The 22,486-nt window shown below is 58.2% G+C and carries 21 protein-coding genes and 3 pseudogenes; 8 read left to right on the top strand and 16 right to left on the bottom strand.

Annotated features, from left to right (window positions below; translation table 11 throughout):
- Positions 1–164: 164 nt before the first annotated feature.
- Positions 165–401, top strand: a pseudogene (locus tag H0O22_RS07600) (phospholipase D-like domain-containing protein); the annotation flags it as partial.
- A gap of 537 nt (positions 402–938) precedes the next feature.
- Here the strand turns inward: H0O22_RS07600 and H0O22_RS07605 are convergent.
- Positions 939–3,029, bottom strand: coding sequence for an acyltransferase family protein (locus H0O22_RS07605; RefSeq protein ID WP_185188364.1), 2,091 nt, complete (start codon positions 3,027–3,029; stop codon positions 939–941).
- 442 nt (positions 3,030–3,471) lie between these two features.
- Here H0O22_RS07605 and H0O22_RS07610 point away from each other — a divergent pair.
- Positions 3,472–3,708 (top strand): annotated as a pseudogene (locus tag H0O22_RS07610) (phospholipase D-like domain-containing protein); the annotation flags it as partial.
- 116 nt (positions 3,709–3,824) lie between these two features.
- On the opposite strand, the gene H0O22_RS07615 reads toward H0O22_RS07610, so the two are convergent.
- Complete coding sequence (locus tag H0O22_RS07615; RefSeq protein WP_185186120.1) at positions 3,825–4,085, bottom strand: Nif11-like leader peptide family natural product precursor; 261 nt, start codon at positions 4,083–4,085, stop codon at positions 3,825–3,827.
- Between the two features lie 91 nt (positions 4,086–4,176).
- On the opposite strand from H0O22_RS07615, the pseudogene H0O22_RS07620 reads away from it, so the two are divergent.
- A pseudogene (locus H0O22_RS07620) lies at positions 4,177–4,389 on the top strand (phospholipase D-like domain-containing protein); the annotation flags it as partial.
- Here the strand turns inward: H0O22_RS07620 and H0O22_RS07625 are convergent.
- Positions 4,386–4,727, bottom strand: coding sequence for a hypothetical protein (locus tag H0O22_RS07625; RefSeq protein ID WP_185186121.1), 342 nt, complete (start codon positions 4,725–4,727; stop codon positions 4,386–4,388). The pseudogene H0O22_RS07620 and the gene H0O22_RS07625 sit on opposite strands and share 4 nt — an antisense overlap.
- Positions 4,673–4,882: a hypothetical protein gene (locus H0O22_RS13440; RefSeq protein WP_370521513.1), complete on the bottom strand. Its 210-nt coding sequence runs from the start codon at positions 4,880–4,882 to the stop codon at positions 4,673–4,675. The genes H0O22_RS07625 and H0O22_RS13440 overlap by 55 nt, the downstream gene beginning before the upstream one ends.
- Here H0O22_RS13440 and H0O22_RS13355 point away from each other — a divergent pair.
- A complete protein-coding gene (locus H0O22_RS13355; protein ID WP_255439215.1) occupies positions 4,826–4,987 on the top strand; it encodes a hypothetical protein in 162 nt (53 codons plus the stop codon). The two genes, H0O22_RS13440 and H0O22_RS13355, sit on opposite strands and share 57 nt — an antisense overlap.
- Before the next feature lie 83 nt (positions 4,988–5,070).
- On the opposite strand, the gene H0O22_RS07635 is transcribed toward H0O22_RS13355, so the two are convergent.
- The 6 genes from H0O22_RS07635 to H0O22_RS07660 all read right to left on the bottom strand — a co-directional run bounded on the left by H0O22_RS07635 (position 5,071) and on the right by H0O22_RS07660 (position 9,720).
- The gene (locus tag H0O22_RS07635; protein ID WP_185186123.1) at positions 5,071–5,262 is read right to left on the bottom strand and encodes a hypothetical protein; all 192 of its coding nucleotides are present in this window, start codon (positions 5,260–5,262) and stop codon (positions 5,071–5,073) included.
- A 7-nt stretch (positions 5,263–5,269) separates the two neighbouring features.
- Complete coding sequence (locus H0O22_RS07640; protein ID WP_185186124.1) at positions 5,270–6,139, bottom strand: LysR substrate-binding domain-containing protein; 870 nt, start codon at positions 6,137–6,139, stop codon at positions 5,270–5,272.
- A gap of 131 nt (positions 6,140–6,270) precedes the next feature.
- Complete coding sequence (locus H0O22_RS07645) at positions 6,271–6,444, bottom strand: hypothetical protein (protein WP_185188456.1); 174 nt, start codon at positions 6,442–6,444, stop codon at positions 6,271–6,273.
- Between the two features lie 336 nt (positions 6,445–6,780).
- Positions 6,781–8,412, bottom strand: a complete 1,632-nt coding sequence (locus tag H0O22_RS07650) for a hypothetical protein (RefSeq protein ID WP_185186125.1) — start codon at positions 8,410–8,412, stop codon at positions 6,781–6,783.
- A gap of 113 nt (positions 8,413–8,525) precedes the next feature.
- Entirely contained in the window at positions 8,526–8,900 is a 375-nt protein-coding gene (locus H0O22_RS07655; protein ID WP_185186126.1) for a hypothetical protein, read from the bottom strand.
- 49 nt (positions 8,901–8,949) lie between these two features.
- Positions 8,950–9,720 carry a hypothetical protein gene (locus tag H0O22_RS07660; RefSeq protein WP_185186127.1) on the bottom strand — a complete coding sequence of 257 codons (771 nt, stop codon included), beginning with the start codon at positions 9,718–9,720 and terminating at the stop codon, positions 8,950–8,952.
- A gap of 633 nt (positions 9,721–10,353) precedes the next feature.
- Between H0O22_RS07660 and H0O22_RS07665 the strand changes: the two genes are divergently transcribed.
- Entirely contained in the window at positions 10,354–10,731 is a 378-nt protein-coding gene (locus tag H0O22_RS07665; protein WP_255439219.1) for a hypothetical protein, read from the top strand.
- A 65-nt stretch (positions 10,732–10,796) separates the two neighbouring features.
- A complete protein-coding gene (locus tag H0O22_RS07670) occupies positions 10,797–12,437 on the top strand; it encodes an alpha-D-glucose phosphate-specific phosphoglucomutase (protein ID WP_185186129.1) in 1,641 nt (546 codons plus the stop codon).
- A 6-nt stretch (positions 12,438–12,443) separates the two neighbouring features.
- On the opposite strand, the gene H0O22_RS07675 is transcribed toward H0O22_RS07670, so the two are convergent.
- Positions 12,444–15,707: an efflux RND transporter permease subunit gene (locus tag H0O22_RS07675; protein WP_185186130.1), complete on the bottom strand. Its 3,264-nt coding sequence runs from the start codon at positions 15,705–15,707 to the stop codon at positions 12,444–12,446.
- A gap of 12 nt (positions 15,708–15,719) precedes the next feature.
- Entirely contained in the window at positions 15,720–16,841 is a 1,122-nt protein-coding gene (locus H0O22_RS07680; RefSeq protein WP_185186131.1) for an efflux RND transporter periplasmic adaptor subunit, read from the bottom strand.
- 85 nt (positions 16,842–16,926) lie between these two features.
- Here H0O22_RS07680 and H0O22_RS07685 point away from each other — a divergent pair, with 85 nt between their 5' ends.
- Positions 16,927–19,110: an AAA family ATPase gene (locus H0O22_RS07685; protein WP_185186132.1), complete on the top strand. Its 2,184-nt coding sequence runs from the start codon at positions 16,927–16,929 to the stop codon at positions 19,108–19,110.
- A 59-nt stretch (positions 19,111–19,169) separates the two neighbouring features.
- On the opposite strand, the gene H0O22_RS07690 is transcribed toward H0O22_RS07685, so the two are convergent.
- Both H0O22_RS07690 and H0O22_RS07695 read right to left on the bottom strand, forming a co-directional pair.
- Positions 19,170–19,850 (bottom strand): alpha/beta hydrolase, encoded by a 681-nt coding sequence (locus H0O22_RS07690; protein ID WP_185186133.1) that lies wholly within the window; start codon positions 19,848–19,850, stop codon positions 19,170–19,172.
- A gap of 102 nt (positions 19,851–19,952) precedes the next feature.
- On the bottom strand, positions 19,953–20,588 hold the full coding sequence (locus H0O22_RS07695; RefSeq protein WP_185186134.1) for a 4'-phosphopantetheinyl transferase superfamily protein: 636 nt from the start codon (positions 20,586–20,588) through the stop codon (positions 19,953–19,955).
- Positions 20,589–20,625: 37 nt separating this feature from the next.
- On the opposite strand from H0O22_RS07695, the gene bcp reads away from it, so the two are divergent.
- On the top strand, positions 20,626–21,093 hold the full coding sequence (gene bcp, locus H0O22_RS07700; RefSeq protein WP_185186135.1) for a thioredoxin-dependent thiol peroxidase: 468 nt from the start codon (positions 20,626–20,628) through the stop codon (positions 21,091–21,093).
- On the opposite strand, the gene H0O22_RS07705 is transcribed toward bcp, so the two are convergent.
- Both H0O22_RS07705 and H0O22_RS07710 read right to left on the bottom strand, forming a co-directional pair.
- The gene (locus H0O22_RS07705; RefSeq protein ID WP_185186136.1) at positions 21,086–21,736 is read right to left on the bottom strand and encodes a type III pantothenate kinase; all 651 of its coding nucleotides are present in this window, start codon (positions 21,734–21,736) and stop codon (positions 21,086–21,088) included. The genes bcp and H0O22_RS07705 overlap by 8 nt on opposite strands.
- Positions 21,737–22,474, bottom strand: a complete 738-nt coding sequence (locus tag H0O22_RS07710; RefSeq protein ID WP_185186137.1) for a phosphoadenylyl-sulfate reductase — start codon at positions 22,472–22,474, stop codon at positions 21,737–21,739.
- Positions 22,475–22,486 lie beyond the last annotated feature (12 nt).

The following is a 22,486-nucleotide window of genomic DNA, read 5'->3' on the forward strand; positions in this document are numbered from 1 at the left end:
GACTAAGGCTGACCATCTCCAGAAGCCAAGCTGACTTAGCCGTTCGTAGCCGCCTTCCGTCTCAAACAAGCCTCAATCGCGGGACTGGCTTACCCAACGGCTCAGCTGCACTAGGGGCGTCTCAGAACCATGGCTGGGCTTGTCCTTCTCAAGTTCAGCCAGCTCAGTTCGCTGTGATCGATCGCAAGACCGTGATCACGGGGTCCTTTAACTGGAGCCCGAGTGCCGCCCATCAAAACGACGAGGTACTGCTCGTGATCCACTCGCCGCAGGTCGCTGCCCACTTCAGCCGCGAGATGGATCGTCTGTGGCGCAGTGCCGATCTGGGCATCACTGAACGGCTGCGGCGCAAGCTGGAACGCAACCGCCAACGCTGCGGCAGTGGGATTGAGCGGGATTAAACGCGCGTTAAGAAGGACTGAGCGGCTGAAATACTGGCTTGCAAAGAGATGCACAGGCGAATAGGCAGCTCCGCACTTTCCTGATAATCAAAGAGCATGAACACACGTACGGACAAGCTGTCTGCCGACATCGCCAACGCAGTCACATCAGCAAGAACCTAGAATCATAAAATCAAAACTCTGGATTGTCGCTCTTGTCTTTTACGCGATTGGTGGCGTTGATTCGCTGATGTCAGCAGTCAGGAGAAGATAGGGATGAGGGGCGCTGGCGCCATGCATACAGTACTCCCATCACGAGGAATTCGTTGACAATTTCTTGATGAGCCCAGGAATTAGATACTTTCCTGAACAACTATTTAAGGCGTCGAGAATTAATAGCGATAGACCTTGGCTGATTCCACATTGCACCTTCTTCAATCACTTCCAGTCATAGCATACGATGATCCAGATGTCCCGTCGCATTAATCGACAACCAGCAAAGAGACAAGCGTCTAACCTTGTTTTTTGCGAAGCTTTGACCCCAAAAATGCCGATAAGCTACTTCTTTTTAGCATTAATACTGGCGATCATTGAGAGCAGATCTCCTGAAATCAACAGGGAACCGTCTTTGCTCAGGTGATTATCATCGCTATACAGAAAGACGCCTCCTTTCGCTACGTAGCAATATTCAGAACTGCAGAACCTCTCAAAAGGGTCGAATACATAAATATTCTTAGTTTTTTCCGCTGCTAATTCTAATTTTGAAATTATGTGTTTTCGTTCCCTCTCGAGAAAACTCTTCTCGGTTTTCTGGCAGGCGGCTGATGGTGAAGGTCTAAACCACTGACGCGAACAAAGCTCAGGAGTGAACCCAGGATGCCGAGGGAGTGGCGCAACCAAAATCAATGAAGCATCAATCGTTTCTAGTTTGCTTGCAAGCTCATTAGATGAAGTAATAAAGTCATCCAAGTTTTTATTCACAGCACTTCTTGAACCATTTGCATGCTTCTTAAATTGTTTTCGATGTACGCCACCATATCCAAAGTGCGAATTCAAATACGACGTCGCCACAAAAATTGAACCATGCTTTCTCTTGCTCATCTCATCAATGATTGTTTCAGCAACAGATGATTGAACCTCGAAACAACCCTTCCTAAAAGTTTCGCCTTGGGAAGGGAATGCACAACCATCTCTGCTGTGCGAGAAAACATCAAATTCAGACGTAGATGCAATCACCTCGCTGATTGGAAATAATGAAAGAGTATGACTGTCTCCACTAAACGCTACTAGAGGTTTGTGGGTTGATGCAGATAAACAGTTATCCAAGAATTGTTCTGTCATTGCCATGGCACCTGAAATGGCATCATCATTCTTGACATCAGAACTGTGGCAGTACTTCGCAGAACGCCTGGTGAATTCTCCTTGAAAATCCATTGGCTTGTTGATAACATTGCTGAAATCTTCGCTTGCTTCACCACTATAAAGTTTTCCTGCGAGTGGCGCGCCAAGAGCAACTAGTCCACTAGAAAGAGTAACCAATACACCTCCACCAACTACCAAGGTCTTCCATCGCTTTCCAAACCAGTTCCCCATACGCAGTGGTGTTTCAATCCAGCGATAGGAAGCAACTGCTAGACCAAGCATTATGGCGATCTGGAAGGGCACTGACCACCAGTGGATACCAATAGTCCAACGACTGATTGATAGCACCCCCCAGTGCCATAGATACAGCGAGTAGGAGATCAAACCGATATAGACGACACTGGGATTGGTGAACACATTGAATGCTGCTGTCTTCTTCTTTAGGCAGGCAATCAGGATGGATGACAAAACAACAATTGCAATGGTGGATGCAGCTGCCATCGACATCGGCAGATACATCACACTAACAATCAGTGCCATCACCAGAAGAGGTGGCACCTTCTCCAGCAATTGTTCAACTGATGCTCGCTTCTGAAATCCAATAAAGATCAGACATCCTGCTGCCATCTCCCAAAATCGGGACGGCATCATGAAATATGCTGCTGGTTGATTTGTTGGGTAGAGACAGATAAATCCAACCAGCGAAGCAATTGTCAGTAATCCAACTACAAAGAAAAGATTTCTGGCACCGTTCTTTGTCTGTCGCCCAAATCCTGAAATCCAAATCAGGAATGGGAATAATATGTAGAATTGCTCTTCAACTCCCAAGGACCATGTGTGAGTGAAAACATTTAGCTCTGTTGATTGCGCAAAGTAGTCTGTCGATTGCTTGAGAAGGTAGAGATTTGAAAGCCCAAATAGTGATGCCAGACCAGTCAGCAAAGACAATCTTGGCAATGGATTAAATAAGCAGATCGCAATACTTGCTATCAGCACAAAAACCGATAGCGCTGGGACTAGTCGCTTGATCCTTCGCTCATAGAACCCGCTGATGAAGTCCTTGAAATCTTTGCTGGGTCGCCCAAACAACGATGAAGTAATGACATATCCAGATATGACAAAGAAAATATCAACACCCAGATACCCGCCTGGCAGGATGTCTTTATTAAAATGATTGATGATGACCGCGACTACGGCAAATGCTCTTAGCCCATCAATCTCTGGTCGATAGCGACTGATTTTTGATGCGCTGTTCGCCTGGACGGTGCTTTGACTTACTAGCGCCATTTCTGACACCAAATCCTACAAGGGTGGACCTACTTTACCATGAGAGCAAATAGATCTTGGCAAAGATATTCCGAGTCAATATCGCGAAAGTTTCTCTGGGCATCCCAGGCGCCCCTAAAGCGTCCTCTTTAGCTCGAGTTGCAGCAGTGTGAAATTAATTCTTTGACCGCCTGAGGGCGCTGAAGAGAGCTTTCCATAGAACCTCCTTCTGGTCACAAACGAAACATCATCGAACCTCAGACCCCGCTGCTGTCTGATGCTGCTTGCCTTGGTCTTTGCCTAATCAAATCCTCTTGCTGTTCCAAGAGCTCACTTAGCCGTTCGCAGCCACATCCGGTCTCAAACCTGCCTCAATCACGGGACTGGCTTCCTCAACGGCTCCGGTGCACTAGGGGCGTCTCAGAACCATGGCTGGGCTTGTCCTTCTCAAGGTCAGCCAGCTCAGTTCGCCGTGATCGATCGCAAGACCGTGATCACCGGCAGCTTCAACTGGAGCCCGAGTGCTGCCCATCAAAACGACGAGGTGCTGCTGGTGATCCGCTCACCGCAGGTCGCTGCCCACTTCAGCCGCGAGATGGATCGTCTCTGGCGCAATGCCAATCTGGGCATCACCGAACGGCTGCGGCGCAAGCTGCAACGCAACCGCCAGCGCTGCGGCAGTGGGATTGCGCGGGATTAAGCCGACGATCAGAAGAACTGAGCGGCTCAGGGAGTGGCTTGCAGTGCCACTCACATCCACCTCACGACGAGCGCCCCTCTGAACGGCTGACTTGTTCAGTTGATCGCCCTGAGGGATCAGAGCCTAAAAACCCGTTGGAGATGAACAATCGGGTTGTCATGATCCTCTCCACGCACCTCCCAGTGCTCGGTGCTACCGCTTCTCAGCAGGGCACGAAAGTCATCAGCATCAATCAGGATCCCTGCATCTACCGCCAGAGCGACCATCTCTTCAGGAGTGCTAGCGGCATAGAAATCTCTGGCGAACTCAGGGTCACCATCCGCCTGAGTGCAGAAATGATCCAAGGCGTCAAGCAAGGGTTGCGAGGCAGAATCCACGCTGGACCGCAAGTGATGAAGGAACGCTATCAAGGCACCTTCACCTCAGTGCCCCGACAAGGTTCAGCCTGGACAAGAGGTTGTTGACGCCGTTGTCGTTACCGGCAGCTTCAACTGGAGCCCGAGTGCTGCCCATCAAAACGATGAGGTGCTGCTCGTGATCCGCTCGCCGCAGGTTGCTGCCCACTTCAGCCGCGAAATGGATCGTTTCTGGCGCAGTGCCGATCTGGGCATCACTGAACGGTTGCGGCGCAAGCTGGAACGCAACCGCCAGCGCTGCGGGAGTGGGATTGAGCGGGATTAAGCCGGCAGGATCTCCAGCTCCAGGCAGGCCGGAGCCATCTCCACCAGCCGCTGGCGCAGGTGAGCCACCAGGGCAAGAAAACGCGGGTGCTCGGCAAAGCGACGCGGCACCACCAGACTGTCCCCCACGGTGAGCGGGATCTCAATCGGCAAGATCACTTTCTCGGTGGGATACCACCCAATCGAGAAGGCCGAGGCATAGGCCACCGTGACCTCGTCATCGGTGCGTCCTTCCCAGGCGTCGTAGGAGTAACGGCGCACAGCTGACTCGGAATTCCACAGCCCTAATCCCTCGAGCGCCGCCTGGCATTTCGGGAAGGCGCCATCGGGCAGGGCCAACGCCGGGAATTGATGGACTCCTCCAGGGTGATCGCATCACCCAAGCGCGTCAAAGGGTGCCCCGGAGAAACCACCAGATGGGTCGGCAATCGATCCAAATGGACGACGGCAAAGTCGTCATCATCGTCATCCGGCACATCCGGGTATCCAGCAATCCAGACATCAAGAACACCACGCCGCAACAGACTCAATGGAGTCGCGAGATTGAGGACGCCAAAAGCACCGCAGAGCCACCCTTGTGGTGGCTGCTTGAGCAATAACGGACCGGAATAATATTGCGCGTCAATCCGTAGAGGAAGGTCCCGCTTCCAGCGGCAGTCTTGATGCACCTGCCGCTCCATATTCAGCAGGCTGAGATCACCCTCGACGTCCCATTCACCGGATGCTTCTTGACGTCAAGCCCGAAGGCCGTCACCGCGCGCCGCGCTTTGCGGGAGACCGAGGCCTGATCCATGTTCAGCCGCTTGGCTACTCGATCCCCGGTGCGCAACCAGATCAAGTAGTCGAGGCAGTCCAGTTCATCGAGACCAATCATGGACGTCTCAGCAGCACTCCAACGCTGACCGCGATTCGGACAGGAACTGCGCCCGCCCGCGCAACTGAGTGACGAGCTGCTGAAAGACCTCGCTTTCAGCAAAACGGCGCTTCACCACCAGGGAATCCCCCAAGGTCAGTCCCGTGGAGAGGGGCAAAGGGACCTTGGCACCGCCAAAGCACGCCACGGTGTGGGGGCTGCCGTAGCTGATGGTGAGTTGATCCTCGGTGCGCCCCTCCCAACGCCTGGGCTCATGGCGTGTGGCACCCACCGGCGCGCGCTCAAGCCCCAGGCCCTTCAAATGCACTTGCATCTTGGGGAAGGCACCCTCGGGGAGTGCGAGCACCGGGAACCCCCGCAAATCCTCGAGCTCAAGAGCCTCGGGATGCTCCAACAGGGGGTGGGCCCGGTCCACCAGGAAAAACGCCGGATAGCGGCTGAGGTGGATCACGGCAAAGTCGGGGTCCTCCTCGGGAAGATCTGGATAGCAACCGATCCAGACATCCAGGATGGAGTGCCGGAGCAACGCCAGGGGGTAGGTGATCCCCATGAAGTCGGAGCGCCCGCCAACCCAGGGCGCAGCCAACCCCTCGAGATAGGGGGCACCCACGCCATAGATGGCATCAATCCGCAGTGCTTCGCCCTTGGTCCAGCGGTAGAGCTGATGTACCTCCCGCTCGGCATTGAGCAAAGAGAGATCACCACCCAAGGTCCACTCGCCCTCGAGCTTGCGGGCATCGAGCTCGAGGAAATCAGCGACGGACTTGGCGTTGCGCGAAACCGTGGCCTGGTTGCAGGCCAAGCGGTTGGTTGCCTCCTGGCCAGAACGCAGCCAGATCAAGTAATCCAGGCAGGACAGGCGGAATGGATCAAACATGACTTGCCATCCCTGGCGCTAATCGATGGCGCCAGTCCGCTTAGATCGAAGGCGGTCAAGCTACGGATGGGCCCAGCACTTTTGGGATTCCCGCAACAAAGCGATGGAGCCCCAGTCAGCACCAGCCGCTGCTAACGCCGCGTCCAGCTCCAAAGCCCCCAGGCCACCAGAACCAAGACCATCCAAGGCAGCAGAGTCCGCAGCAACAACGCCACCAGCACCAAGGCAACGGCCGACACAGCAACCCGCTTGGTCAGGGCCTTGGCCTCGTCGGTCATAAAGCGCCAGCGCGGCAGAAGAGACATCGCTCCCACGGCTATGGAGTCCCACTTCTAGCGAGCCGCCATGAAGAAGGGCAACTTGTTGATGTCTGACGCTGTTCTAGGCGCCAGCGAAAGCGAAGCCGACCGACATGGATGGGTCGGCGAAGGTACTGGAAGATACACAAGCTAAAGCAGAGGGTCTAGAAAAAGCGAGCAAAGAAAACCCGTTAAAATAGGACCAAGAAATAATTACAAACTCGACAATCACACCACACAACATCAACTCCTGCACGACTTCAATTAGTGACGACCAGAACCTTAGGGAAAAGGACGAACTTTAATCATTAAGCTGGAGGGGAGGATTTACAGATCCAATATCTATAGCCTATCAAGCTGTAGCTCAGCGGCAGGATTCTCTACTCCCTCAGCAGCAGATGTTCCTTCGCTCTCAATAACCTCGTCTTCCTTCACCTCTACCTCAACTTCAGGATTCTCCGCACCCTCAGGGGCAGATGTTCCTTCGCTCTCAATAACCTCGTCTTCCTTCACCTCTACCTCAACTTCAGGATTCTCCGCACCCTCAGGGGCAGATGTTCCTTCGCTCTCAATAGCCTCGTCTTCCTTCACCTCTACCTCAACTTCAGGATTCTCCGAACCCTCAGGGGCAGATGTTCCTTCGCTCTCAATAGCCTCGTCTTCCTTCACCTCTACCTCAACTTCAGGATTCTCCGAACCCTCAGGGGCAGATGTTCCTTCGCTCTCAATAACCTCGTCTTCCTTCACCTCTACCTCAACTTCAGGATTCTCCGCACCCTCAGGGGCAGATGTTCCTTCGCTCTCAATGACCTCTGCTTCTTTGACCTCTACCTCAGCCGCAGGATTCTCCAATCCCTCAGGGGCAGATGTACCTTCACTCTCAATGACCTCTGCTTCCTTAACCTTTTTGTCATATCCTTGCCGCGTCTGGACCACAATTTCATCAAGGTCACCTACGATGCAAGAACCATCATAAACAGTGCTCTCCACCCAATCAGTAAGGCCAGGAGTACGTGAGCTCACGCTGAGAGATGCCAACCCCGCAGAAGAGACCGTTACAGCTCGCTTTAGCTCAATAGAAAATATATTTTCAGTGAACACCGCAAACAGCATTCCACCAGAAGAATAACCGGTAGCAGAGACCGGACGAGGAGGAATACGCCCCGAAGACGACTGATAACGGACCGCCAGAGGAGTGGAGCCAAAACTAGAGCCGTCTATATACACATAACTGGACAATCCTTCCTTCTCTTGGAAAGAGCACCTCAACCACTGTTGTGTCTGCAATATTGAATTAATGGGGACAACTGGAGCAACCCCAGGAGACGAAGATCCCGCATCTTGCTCAGGCGAAGGATTCACTACTCCCTCAGGAGCAGATGTTCCTTCGCTCTCAATAACCTCTGCTTCCTTAACCTCTACCTCAGCCACAGGATTCTCCACTCCATCAGGGGCAGATATTTCTTCGCTCTCAATAACCTCTGCTTCCTTAACCTCTACCTCAGCCGCAGGATTCTCCACTCCATCAGGGGCAGATGTTCCTTCACTCTCAATGACCTCTGCTTCTTTGACCTCTACCTCAGCCGCAGGATTCTCCACTCCATCAGGGGCAGATATTTCTTCGCTCTCAATGACCTCTGCTTCTTTGACCTCTACCTCAGCCGCAGGATTCTCCACTCCATCAGGGGCAGATGTTCCTTCGCTCTCAATAACCTCGTCTTCCTTAACCTCTACCTCAGCGGCAGGATTCTCCACTCCATCAGGGGCAGATGTTTCTTCAATCTGGACAACTTCAAATTCGCTAGAATTCACCGCGACAGCAAGTAAGCCATGCTGGACCGGGTCGTGAATAACATCCTCAATGCCAGTCCCAAATACATCAAATCGAGCATCTTCGGACAAAGCAGCTGCCGGACTGACAGCCACAGAGCGAGCCAACGAAGCGAAGACGAGAAGCAGACCCAGGCGTTTCACGAAAACAATGACCGCTTAGTGAATATTTCGCAGGATCTTAACGCAAGAGGCCCAAACACGCAATCCAGCATTACACACGATCAAGGATCAAGCTCCCAGCTCGAGGAAGCCGCTCAAGGATACTGCTCCAGCGATATGTTTTGAAGAACAACCAATTCCTCACTGTCAAAGTTTTCTGGCCGAGAAGCGAGATTAGAATCACGCCTAAAATGCAGGTACCAATAACGGCCACATTGGTGAGTTAAGTAATGACTCCACCCCCTTTTACCGTATATCGTCAATAACCGCTGAATTTGCAACGCTGGATTAGAAGACGGTTTGGGCAAGTCAGAAAACTGCTTCTCAAGACTACCCAGACTTTTTTTTAATTCTTCGGAAGATTCCAACATTTGCGCGCCTGCAGTGCTGGCAGGGGTTTCATCAAAGAAATACATCGCAATCACACGATAGTCAAAATTGCCCTCAGAAATAAGTTCACCGTGCTCCATCATTCAAGCAGCCCGCACGTCAAAGCGAGGTTTGCATCTGTCATAGAGATTAAAAATCAACCCTCTGAAGACGAGTATCGATACAATCATCCCTAAAAAAGAAGGCCTCATAGATACAGCCGCTTTCGCTTACTTGATCTGGCAAAATATCTATCACAAATCCCTGTGACTCGAGGAGCTCTCGGATGCAAGCGGGAGGATTCTTGTGAAGAAGTATCCGCTTCATAGCAATATCGACCCTGGACGCCGGGGAAATCAATACAGGACCCGAGAGCCTGAAGCCTTCTCTTTCTAGAAAAGAGACCACTACACAAATATCGGAAGACCAGTTGTGCGTTTCGAAATCAGCAACTTTGACGCGGATAGAGCTAAACTTACGCAAAAATTCACCGCAGCCCTGCAATATCTCCAGCGTATTGCCAAGGGCCGAAATAACCAAGCACGTATTTGACTGCACATCAAATCCGCGCTCCCGCAAGACATCTGGAAGAACTCGCTTTTGAACAGATTCAATTTTGGATACAGAGACACCCGGATACAGCTTGGGAATATCAGCCAAATCGTAGGTAGAAGAAAAACGGCCTCCAGTATTACAATAGAAAAACCAATCCCTCGAAGACTTACTTCCCAAGACAGCACATACAGAGGCCTGCTTCTCCGAAGCTGTCAACTTATCATTCAAAGATTCGCACACATCCTCTCGAGCGTCTATCCATAAGACCTCCAACCCAAGACAGTCATACAGAGCAGTTTCGAGCGCGCCTCCGACTCCAACATGCACAACCGAGTCGATGAGGACTGGCGCAAAACCTGAGGCCACGCTAAGCAATTACAATCTTTACCACTCTACCAGAACTGCAACATTCCTGCCATCGTCTGCGTGAGAAATGAGCCGAAGTTCCGCATAAGTACGCTATGCGATTTGCTGCATAGGTGCCAACAAGCCTCTCTCCCGTAAGAAAGCCTGACAAACGCCCTAGACCGCAGCGCTCAAAGGGAATCCATAGAGCGCGAGCGTCTAAGGACAATCGACGCAAAAATCGCAAAACTGCCATTTAGGCAACGGTCTGAGCTCCAGCCTGGCATTCATTTCTTAATAAAACTCTCCTTTCAAGCCTCTTAAAACTCTCTTCCGCCGAAAAGTCGCAAGGATTAGAAATAGTCCTGGCGGGCATATTAATGCTGAAAAGGACATCCTCCACTGCGACTTGCCTTAATCATCCCACCTCGGTGATCACAACATGTCTTCCAGGCGAAATTACTACAAAATCACTCCCCACACAGGAAGGATTGAGCAGCCGAAACAACCTCGTCTTCGAACATGTTAACAGCAGCGAGCACGGGACTATTTTCCGCTACCACAGTACAAAAGGTGTTGAAATAAAGTCAAGGTTTCACTATTGTCTTACCTATGATCCGTCCTCTAACAACCTTGCTTTCGGTTGCTTCAGCCTTGGTTTCGGCAGCAGGACTGGCAGCCGATCTCTACGTCCCCTTCCCCAGTGAAGAGAGCCTGAAGGATCTCCAGCTGATCACCATCGCCTGCGCCCGCGACAACACCGCCGAGAGCTGCGCGAAGTCCCGGGGGCTGGCCGATCCGCTGATGGATCACCCCCGTCTTCCCGCCAGCTGCAAAGACCTGATTTGGAGCATCGTCCAGGACGCCAAGCCCGCCAGCATCAATAGCTATCAGCGCCGCGAAGCCCTCAGCGATCCCGCGCAACGCTTGCTGCTGGTCTGCCGCAGCATGGAACGGGCCAAACCGGAGACCCAGCAGCCCCAAGCCCCGAACAATCCCAAGAAGGGTGGCTTTGGCTTTGGCGGCAGCTAGGCGCCCCGCGAAACCTCTGGAATCCGGAACATCGGTCTAACTTGGTGCCCCCTCGGCTCTCACCGATGACCAGCGGCGTGCGGCAGATCGCTCTCGAGACTCCCTTCACCGATCAAAAACCGGGGACCTCAGGTCTGCGCAAGAGCAGCCGTCACTTCGCCACGCCCCACTACCTCGAGAGCTTCATCGAGGCGATCCTGCGCACAGTCCCCGGGGTGCAAGGCGGCACCCTCGTCGTCGGTGGCGATGGCCGCTTCGGCAACCGTAAAGCCATCGCCGTGATCACCCGCATGGCGGCCGCCCACGGCGTGGGCCGCATCATCACAACCAGCGGCGGCATCCTCTCCACCCCGGCCGCCTCCAACCTGATCCGCCAGCACCAGGCCACAGCCGGGATCATCCTCTCGGCCAGCCACAACCCCGGTGGCCCCGACGGTGATTTCGGGGTCAAGGTGAATGGCGCCAACGGCGGTCCCGCCCCGGAATCCCTGACGGACGCGATCTACGCCTGCACCCAGACCCTGGACGGCTACAGCATCCTCGAGTCCGCGCCGGTCGACCTCGATGCCGTCGGTGAGCAGAGCGTGGGCGGCCTCAGCCTGCAGGTGATTGATGGGGTCGATGACTACATCGCCCTGATGCAGAAGCTGTTCGACTTCGATCAGATCAAGGCCCTGATCCAAGACGACTTCACGATCGCCTTCGACGCGATGCATGCCGTCACGGGCCCCTATGCCACCCGGCTGCTGGAGGGCCTACTGGGGGCACCGGCTGGAACCGTCCGCAACGGCAAGCCCCTGGAGGATTTCGGCGGGGGGCACCCCGACCCGAACCTCACCTATGCCCACGATCTGGCCGAGCTGCTCATGGACAGCGACGCCTATCGCTTCGGCGCCGCCTGCGATGGCGATGGCGACCGGAACATGATCCTGGGCAACCGCTGTTTCGTGAACCCCAGCGACAGCCTGGCGGTGCTGACGGCCAACGCCACCCTCGCTCCCGGCTATGCCGAGGGGCTCTCGGGCGTGGCCCGTTCGATGCCCACCAGCGCCGCCGTCGACGTCGTGGCCAAAGAGCTCGGCATCGAGTGCTTTGAAACCCCCACCGGCTGGAAGTTCTTCGGCAACCTGCTCGACGCGGGGCGCATCACCCTCTGCGGCGAGGAGAGCTTCGGCACCGGCAGCAACCACATCCGCGAGAAAGACGGGCTCTGGGCCGTTCTCTTCTGGCTACAGATCCTGGCGCGCAAGCGCTGCTCGGTCGCCGAGATCATGGCCGACCACTGGAAGCGCTTCGGACGCCACTACTACTCGCGCCACGACTACGAGGCGATCGCCAGCGAGAAGGCCCATGGCCTCTACGACCGCCTCAAGGGCATGCTGCCCTCCCTGGTGGGCCAGGACTTCGCCGGTCGCCGCATCAGCACGGCCGATAACTTCAGCTACAGCGACCCCGTCGATGGCTCCTTGACCAGCGGCCAGGGCCTGCGGATCCTGCTCGATGACGGCAGCCGCGTCGTCTTCCGCCTCTCCGGCACCGGCACCCAAGGAGCAACCCTGAGGCTCTACCTCGAGAGCTATGTGCCGAGCAGCGGCGATCTTGGCCAAGACCCGCAGGCCGCCCTCGCGGAGCTGATCTCAGCGGCGGATGCCCTCGCGGAAATCAAGACCCGCACGGGCATGGATCGCCCCACCGTGATCACCTGATCGGCGTTAGCCCCGAGCCGTAGGAGCGCCAAACCAGCGCTCCTCCAGGTTTTTGATCGCGACGTAGAACGGCGGCACAACGCCGAGGGAAAGCACTGTGGCGACCAAGAGGCCGCCAAAGATGACGGTTCCCAGGGACTGCTGGCTGTTAGCGCCTGCTGTGGTCGCCACCACCAACGGGAAGAAGCCCGCAAGTGAGGCGATCGCCGTCATCAGGATCGGCCGCATCCGCGACTCAGCCGCAGCGATCGCCGCCTCGCCGTAGGACATGCCTGATTCGAGGTGCTGCTCAGCGACCTCGACAATCAGGATCCCGTTTTTGGCCGCCAAACCAATCAAGGTCACCAAGCCCACTTGGGCATAGATGTTGAGATCAATCGAGCGCAGCGAGAGGAAGGCCAACGCACCCAACATCGCCAAGGGGACGGTCATCAAGATGATCACCGGGGTGACATAGCTCTCGTACTGCGCCGACAGCACGAGATAGACAAACAACACCCCGAGGCCAAAGACCAACACGCTGGCACTGCCGGCCGAAAGCTGGAGTGCCGCAATCCCCGTGAAGGCATAGCCGATGTTGTTGAAATCCATCGCCTTGAATTGCTGTTGGATCGCACTCAGGGCCTGCCCCGAACTCTTGCCCAAGGCCTGAACACCCTGAATCAAGACCGTTCGGTAGAGGTTGTAGTGGCTGATGACCGGCGGAGCACTGGACAGTTCAGAAGAGGCAAACTCCGAGACCTGGACCAACTTGTTGTCGCGGTTGCGGACGTAGTAGCTCAGGATGTTCTCCAGCCCCTGGCGACCAGCCGGCTCGGCCTGGACATAAATGTTGCGGACCTGACCGCTCTCGTAGGTCAGACCTGAATAATTACCGCCGGCTAAGACGGCGATCGTTTGCATCGCCTGCTGAAAGTCGACGTTCAAGGTGCCCAGAATCGATCGATCGATCTTCAGGCCAAAGGCAGGGGCACTCGGAACGAACTGGGTATAGAGGTTGGCGTAGGCACCACTGGCCTGCCCCTGGCTCACCAGCTGTTCCGCCAGCTGATCCAACTGGGTGAAGGTGTAAGCGCCGTTACTGAGGTCGTTGAACTGGAAATAGAAACCCCCTTGCGCCGAGAAACCGGGAATGGCCGGGGGCTGGGAGGCAGCCGCTAAGCCAGTGCTGAACCGCGACAACTTGGCGTTCAGCCGATCAACGATGGCGGGGGCTTTGTTTTCGGAGCCCGAGCGCTCATCCAACGGCTTCAGACCAAAAAAGAAGAGGCCCTGATCGGGGCTGTTGCCGTTGAAGCCTGCACCGCTAATCACACTGGCGGCGGTGATGTTCTTCTCCTGCTTGAGCACCTCCGCGATCTGCATCCCCACCTGTTGGGTCTGCGAGAGCGAGGCTCCGTTCTGCAGCTGGAAGATCCCCAAGCCGTAGCCCTGGTCCTCCTCAGGGATGAAGGCCGTAGGCAGCGCATTAAAGGCGATCGCGGTGGTGACAATCCCTGTCCCCAAGCCCATCAAGATCCAACGCCGGCGATCAATCAGCCAATGGAGCAGACGGCCGTAGCCCTGCTCCAAGCGCGCAAAGAAGGCGTTGAAGCGATCAAAGATCAACGCCAGGCGACTGCCTGCAAAACCGAAGCCCGCAATGCCAACGACATAGGCCAGGGGGCCAAAGGAGGCGGCGCTGAATTTGCCAAACCCCAGGCCAATCACGAGCCCAGCCACCGTCCAACGCCAACCTTCCGGGCGGGGTGGCTTCTCGGTCTTGAGAATCAGCCCCGCCATCATCGGCGAGAACGTCAAAGCATTAAACGTCGAGATCGCGATCGAAAACGCAATCGTCAAGGCGAACTGCCGGTAGATGATGCCGATCCCACCGGGATAAAACGCCACCGGCACAAACACCGCCATCAGGACCAGCGATGAAGCGATGATCGCGCCGATTAATTCGCCCATGCATTCCAGGGCCGCCTGCCGCGGCTTCATACCCTGTTCGAGGTTTTTGGCGACCGCTTCGATCACGACAATCGCGTCATCAACAACCAAGCCCGTGGCCAAGACCAAACCCAGCAAGGTGAGCTGATTGATCGAGAAACCAAAGGCCTTCATGAAGGCAAAGGTCCCCACCAAGGAAATCGGAATCGCCAGGCTGGGCACCACCGTGGCGCGCCAGTCCTGCAAAAACAGGAACAGGATGACGAGCACCAGGACAATTGCCAAGCCCAGGGCATCGGTGACGCCACCGACGGCTGATTCAATGAACTGGCCAACGTTGTAGATCTGCTGAACCGTCACCCCCGGGGGAACCTGAGCACGGAACTGCTCCATCAGGTTCACGACGGCCTCGCTCACCTGCAAGGCGTTGCTTTCTGGGGTCTGATACACCCCAACGGTGATCGCGGGGTAGCCATGGATATCGCTCCCTTCGGTCGCAAACGTGTTGAAGCCATAGGTGGCCTCACCGACATCCTGTAGGCGCAGCAGATTGCCCTGGGGAGAGCGACCGACGATCAACTGGTTGAGCTGATCAACCGAGACCAAGTTGCCGTTGTTCTCCACCAAGATCGGATAGGTGAAGCGCTGGTTGCCGCCGGCCGGTGGGCCGCCGACTAAACCACCAATCGCCACCGCGTTCTGACTGCGCACGGCACTGACCACCTGATCAGCCGTCAACTGATTGGCGGTGAGCTTGTTGGGGTCAACAAACAGCCAAAACGCAGGATTGCTGCCGCCGAAGAGCGTGGCCTGGGCCACCCCTGGGATGCGCTCGAGCTGGTAGTACAGCTGCTCGTAGATCAGGCCATTGAGATAGGAACGGTCGAACTGACCCGCAGACGAAGAGACCTGGTAGGCCAGCAAGATCGAAGGGGTGGTTTGAATGACCGAAACGCCGGTGCTGCTCACCTGTGAGGGCAGCTGGGGCATCGCCAACGACACCCGGTTCTGCACATTGACCTGGTCAATATTGATGTCCGTGCCCTCGTCAAAAAACACGTTGACCGTGCTGGCACCGGTGTTGGTGGTCAGCGAGGAGATGTAGGCCGCCCCAGGCACCCCGTTGATCTGCTGTTCCAGAACATTGGTGACGGCCTGCTCCGTCACCAGGGAGTTCGCACCGCTGTAGTTGGCACTCACCTGAATCTGAGGCGGCGCAATGTTGGGCAGGTTTTCAATCGGCAGGGTGGGAATCGCAATGACGCCCACCAGCACGATCAAGATGCTGCACACCGTGGTGAGTACCGGGCGCTTGATAAACCGATCCGAGAGCGACATCGCGAACGCTCCCTAGGGCTGGCTGGCTGGAGCGATGGTCACGGGCAAACCGGTCCGCAACAGTGCCGTATTGCTCACCACCACCTGATCCCCGGCCTTCAAGCCAGAGCGCACGGGGTAGCGGTTGTGTTGGAGATTGCCGAGTTGAACCGACGTCTGAACCACGATCGGCGTCGAGCCGGGCATGGAGGCCAATCGTTTCTTTTGTTTTTCGGGGACGGTCTTGGAAGCCTTGATCTTGGGCAACGCCTCCGAGAGGCGAACAATCCGATAGACGAAGGGCTGCTGGGCTTGCATCAACACCGCCGAGACCGGCACCGAGAGGGCCTGCTGGCTCCCGGTGATTATCCGGTTCAAGACGTACTGCCCTGTCTTGAGCTTGCCGGTCAGGTTGGGGAACGCCGCTTTGACGAGGACCGTGTTGGGTGAGGAGCTGCTCCCACTGACGCCGAAATAGGGGGAAATAAACACCACCTTCCCGCTCCCCTCAACAGGTGGATTGCCCTGGGTACGAAGCAGAACTTCCTGGTTGAGTGCCACGCGCGAGGCTTCGGTCGCGGGGACATCCATCAACGTCCAAAGGGTGGAGTTGTCGACGATCCCGGTAATCGCCTGCCCCTTGCGGACGTAATCACCAAGCTTCACCGTATCGAGGTCGCCAATCTCCCCATCAATGGGTGAGGTGACGTACTTGTATCCCAAGGTGGCGGCATCGGAGCGCACCCGATCGGCGCTTTGAATCGCCTGGGTGACATAGGCATCGCGCTGTTTGGTGGACACAGCGCCCTGTTCGTTCAAAAAGATGTAGCGCTCGGCATTGAGCCGGTCCTTGCGCGCTTCTGCCTTGGCGGAGTCCAGCGCCGCGGTCTGTTGCACGTTGTCGAGCACCAAGATCGGCTCGCCCGCTTTCACCGTCTGGCCCTGCTTCACCAGGATCTTCACGACCCGTCCATCCGCCTCCGGCCTCAAGGAGACATCCGTGGTGGAGCTCAGGCGACTGATGACGTCAATCGAGGGATTGAATTCAGCGCTGCCAATCGTTTGGACCTGCACCGCGGTGGGCTGACGCTGGGGTTGCTTGGGGCCACAGCCCAGCAAGAACAGCAACGGCAGGGGTGCCAGCAGGCGCCGCACGACGGTGACTCGGAGATCCGCAAGCTAGGGAGGTCGAGACGGTTTGGCCCGAGGATGATGGGGATCGAGACCCATCCGGCGCGGCGTGAGCGATCTCTTCAGTCATCACGGTGAGCAGCTGCGCCAGCTCCACGCTCCTCTGGCCGATCGTCTCCGGCCCCGAAGCCTCGATGACTTTCAAGGCCAAGAAGAGATCCTTGGCCCCGGTCGACTCCTGCGGCGCGCCATCACGGCCGATCGGGTCGGCAACCTGATTTTCTACGGTCCGCCGGGGGTCGGCAAAACCACCCTGGCCCGGATCATTGCGGCCACCACCCGGGCCCACTTCAGCAGCCTCAATGCCGTCCTCGCCGGCGTGAAGGACCTACGCCACGAGGTCGATGAAGCCAAGCGCCGGCTCGATCAGCACGGCCTGCGCAGCCTGCTCTTCATCGATGAGGTCCATCGCTTCAACAGCGCCCAGCAGGATGCCCTGCTGCCTTGGGTCGAGAACGGAACGGTAACCCTGATCGGGGCCACCACCGAAAACCCGTTCTTTGAAGTCAACAAGGCCCTCGTCAGCCGCTCCCGGCTGTTTCGGCTGCAGCCTCTACAAACCAAACATCTGCACCAACTGCTCGATCGGGCCCTGCGGGACCGCGAGCGGGGCTATGGCGATCGGCTGGTCCAGATCACGCCGGAGGCCGCGGCGCATCTGGTGGACGTCGCAGGCGGCGATGCTCGCAGCCTGCTCAATGCCCTCGAGTTGGCCGTGGAGACGACGGAGCCCAATGGCGACGGGCAGATCGTCATCAGCCTGGCGATCGCCGAAGAGTCCATTCAGCAACGGGCCGTCCTCTACGACAAACAGGGGGATGCCCATTTCGACACCATCAGTGCCTTCATCAAGTCCCTCCGCGGCAGTGATCCCGATGCCGCCCTGTTCTGGCTGGCCAAGATGATCGAGGCGGGGGAGAACCCCCGCTTCATCTTCCGGCGGATGCTGATTTCAGCCGGGGAAGACATCGGTCTGGCGGACCCCCAGGCCGTCGTCGTGGTGGAGGCCTGCGCGGCGGCCTTCGAGCGAGTCGGCTTGCCTGAAGGCCTCTATCCCTTGGCCCAGGCCGCGCTCTACCTGGCTTCCACGGAGAAGAGCAACAGCCTGCTCGGCTTTTTTGATGCCCTCAAAAACGTCAAGGCCAGCAACCGCCAGGCGGTCCCCTCCCACCTGCGCGACGCCAACCGCGATGGCAAGGCCTTCGGCGATGGCGTCGGCTACCGCTACCCCCATGCCTACGCCGAGCACTGGGTCGCCCAGCAGTACCTGCCCAGCGATCTGCAGGGGCAAGTCTTCTGGCAACCCGGAACCCTGGGTTGGGAAGGGGAACGGCGCCAACGGCTCCAGCAACGGCGGGCCGCCCAGCTCGCCGCGGCCGTCGAGCATCAGCAGGAACTTGGCGAGATGCTCAGCAGCGGGCCCGATGACCCCGAGCTGGAACGCTGGATCCAGCGGCAATCCGGCAGCGAAGGGGAGCGGCTTGATCGCCTGCGCCAGGAGCTCTGGGCGGAGGCCAACTGGCAGCGGCATGACCGGGTCCTCATCCTCGAGGCCCGCTCCTTGCTCTGGGCCCTCGATCCCCTGCAGCGCTGCCCCGAAGGCGGGGTCGTCATCCAAGCAGCCAGCACGGCCGATCAAAGCAGGCTCACCACCCAACTGGCGGTGCTCGACAGCCTCGATCGCCCCCAACTGATCCCCGAGCTGAACGCGCTTGAGGGCAGCGGCCAACGTTTCGAATGGATCGCCAGCCGGCATCCCTGGAAGCATTGCAGCCAGCCGGATCTGGAGGCCGCGGTGGCCAGCCTCACGGGCTTGGCCGCCCCCAAAGCCCAACTGCGCCTGCTCTTCAGCCAGCCGCGCCTTGGCCCGGCCGCCGCCTTAAGGCAAGGGAACACCGCCCAAGAAGAGCTCGGTCCACTGCTTGAGCAAGCGGTCGCGATCGAGACCGAGATGCTCGCGCCCGATCCCGACCCCACCAGCCTCGAGGCAGCCCTCAAGCAGCAGGGTTGGGCGCTGGCGTGGCGCAGCTGGGAGGAGCGGCTGGAGCTACCGATCAACGACGGCCTGATCAACCGTTGGTTTGCGGCGGAAGCCCCCTACCGCGAAAGGCTCAGCAACCAACTGAGCGCGAAGGAGATCGAGTGTCTGGCGGCCGCGCTGCAACAACGCCGCAAGGGACAGCTGCCGCAGTTGCTGCAGCATCAACTCCTTGTTGCTCGTCGTTCGACCTAAGACGACAAAAAAGCCCCGGCGATGCCGGGGCTTTGGCGTGGATCAAGCGATCGATTGGATCACCAGAGGCCGCGAACGGGCTGCTTGACCGGCTCGGGAGCTTCGGCGGTGTAGGCCGCGATGCAAGCCGGGGTGTTCATGTACCAGCTGAGCAGCGAGGTGGCCTGCTGGCTGTTCTCGATGCTGTTCACATCACAGACCTTCATCGAGCCTTGGAGGCGCTGGTCGGTGGGGAGCTGCTTCATCATCCCGTAGCTCGACAGCTTGCCGTCGGCGGAGTCGAGGATGATGGCGCTACGCACGGCCTGCAGGCTGTTCTGCTGGCTGTAGAAGGGGGTGTAGTTGTTCTCCTGAATGCTCTCTTTCAGGAACTGCTCACCCTTGGGGGAATACAGGAAGCGAGCCACAGCGGCCACATCCACGCTGTACTCCTGCTGGAGACCAGCCTGGAGCTGCTCGTGGGACCAACCGGAGAGGTCGGAGAGATTGCGAGGAACGGGGTTGTCGATCACCTCATTACCGCCCAGGGGCAGCAGGGTGTTGGAGCGGACGAAACCGTTGCTCACCGTCCGGGCGGTTTGCGTGGGCAGACCGGAGGGCTGAATGAAAGTCGGAGCGCCAAAGCCGACGCCGGACTGGTCCGAATTGATGGTGGTCGGGCCGTTCTGAGGGATAGCCTGCGCAGACAGACCTGCCATCAGGAAACCAACGCCAGCCAAGGGAAGGAGTGCCTTGCGCATGGGTTTGCAGAGGAAGACATCCCCGGTATGGCGAGTCCACCGAGACGCGACACGGCAACTGTGGTTTGTTTTAAGAATCGGCTGCGCAAAAAAAAAACAAATTCAGTGGTGCTCGCCCCACTGCACCGCAGCGGCACCCTCCCCCACGAGGCCGCAGAACCAGCCGGCGGACTCCAGACAGAGCGAGGGGGGCTTCAGCCCCTGCTGCAGGTGGCTCAACTCCTGCCGGGTGGCATCCCAAAACCAATGGCGCAAGTCCTGAGCGATGGAGGAGCCCATCCACTTAATGGCCGCCTCCTTGCGCACCCAACTGCACAAAACCGCGAGGCGGCGTTCCTCGGCAGGCAGGGCCAACAACGCCTCACTCTCCTGGGCCGGGAAGAAACGCTCGGCCAAGAGATCCGCCTGCAGCACGCGGTCACGGCGCTCGAGATCCACACCCACCGCCCACGGGGACCAGGCCAGCAGCAGTTGCTCGCCGCTATGGCTGATGCTGACGAACCCCCAGCCCTGCTCCAGACGGGGCGGCTGGGCCGGCGGGCTGTGGAGCGGAACGGTCGCCGGCGGCACCGCAAACAAGGAGGCCAGGCGCGCCCGCAACTGCTGGCGGGTAGCCCGGTAGCGGGGCTGGAGTGCCGCGGGTAAGGCCGCACACCACTGCTCTTCCTGCGGCGACAGACCAACGCCAGAGGGCGCAGCCAACGGGGAGAGCCAGAGCAGGGGCGCCTGCGCCGGCACGCCTTCTAGGCTCCCGCGAGTTGAACCCTCACCCCCCATGGCCCTGCAGGTCGGAGACGTCGCACCGGAATTCAGCCTGCCTGATCAGAGCGGCAACAGCGTCAGCCTGAGCAGCTTCCGCGGGCAGCGCGTGGTCATTTACTTCTATCCCAAGGACGACACCCCGGGCTGCACCAAAGAGGCCTGCAACTTCCGCGATCAGTGGGCCAGCTTTGAGAAGCACGGCATCGCGGTGCTGGGGATCAGCAAGGACGGCGCCACCAGCCACAGCAAGTTCATCAGCAAATACGACCTGCCCTTCACCCTGCTCAGCGACGCCGAGCCCTGCCCTGTGGCGGAGAGCTACGGCAGCTATGGCCTCAAGAAATTCATGGGCCGCGAGTACATGGGGATGATGCGCCACACCTTTGTCGTGGACGCCGAGGGGAAGATCGAGAAGGCTTACCTCAAGGTCAAGGCGGCCTCCATGGCCGACGACATCCTTCAGGACCTCGGCCTCAGCTGAGCTGATCCAGGGCCTCCAAGCACAGGTTGGGGGCCTCAACAAACCGGCCCGGCTCCAACCAGGGGGCGAGACGCGGAGCGTCCCCCCCGGTCAGCCAAACGGTGCACTCCTCCTCGAGCTGCTGCTGGGCCTGCTTGATCGCACCCACCATCGCCTGGAGGCAGCCCACTTCCATCGCCGCGGCGGTCTCCTTCGGCCAGGGCGGCAGGGCGCGATCCACCCCATCGGTCTGCGGTAACTGGGCTGTGCCTTGATGCAGGCTGCGCAACTGCAGGGCCAGTCCGGCACTCAGGCGACCGCCGGCAAACGTCCCCTGGGCATCCACAAGGGTGAGGCTCAAGCTCGTGCCGGCATCCGCCACCAGGACGGGGCCCTGCTGCTGCCGCCAAGCCCACCAGCCCGCCAACGCCCGATCAATGCCGAGCCAAGCGGGGGCTCCAGCCAGGGGAACCTGCGCGAACGGCAGCCGCCGCTCCTCCGGCAACGCCAGGGCGGCGGACACCGAACCCACTGCAGCCCAGGCCCGAAGTGGCGGCACGCACCAGGGGGGCTCAGGGGATGCCGTATCCCAGCAGCGCAATCCCGAGGGCGAGCGCTCCGCCCAATGCCAACGGCTGTTGCCCACCAGCAACAGCTGGGCCATTTAGATGCCCTCGCCGGCCATCCCGGGAAGGTGAATGCCGCATTCCTGCTTCAAGCCGCCGAAGCGCGTGGCCCGTCCGCTGGCGCTGCCGTCGTCGGGGGCACTGGAATGCCAATCGCCGACCGTGGAATAGCCCTTGTCAAAGAGCGGGTGCTGGGGCAGGTCGTTCTCCTGCATGTAATAAAAGACGTCGCGGTTGTTCCAATCCAGCAAGGGGCGCAAGGCCCAGCGGCCGCGGATGAGCTGAACGGGATCCATCGCCTTGCGGTGGTCGGTCTGGCCGCCGCGGACGCCGCTGGCCCAGCAGCTGACCTTGAGGTCGTTCAGGGCCCGATCGAGGGGCTCGACCTTGCGAATCCGGTGGTAGGTCTCCAGGTCCTCCACCTGCCCGGTTTCCCACAGGCGACCGTGGAGGGCCTCCATGCGAGCGGGGCTCATGCCGGACTGGGCGACATGCAGCTGGAGACCAAGCCGCTCCACCAGAGCCTGGGAGTACTGATAGGTCTCGGGCGGCAGATAACCGGTATCCACCCAAATCACGGGAACCTGGCGATCCAACTGGCTGATCAGGTGCAGGGACACCGCGGCCTGAATGCCAAAGCTCGTGGTGAGGGCAAAGCCGTCACCGAAGGTCTCCAGTCCCCAACGCATGCGCTCCAGCGCACTCAACGACCGCAGCTGCTCACAGGCCTGCTGCGGATCGAAGCTGGGTGCGGAGGGGGAGGCAGACGTGCTCATCGCACCATCTTC

It is taken from the genome of Synechococcus sp. LTW-R (genome assembly GCF_014217875.1).
Lineage (GTDB): Bacteria > Cyanobacteriota > Cyanobacteriia > PCC-6307 > Cyanobiaceae > Vulcanococcus.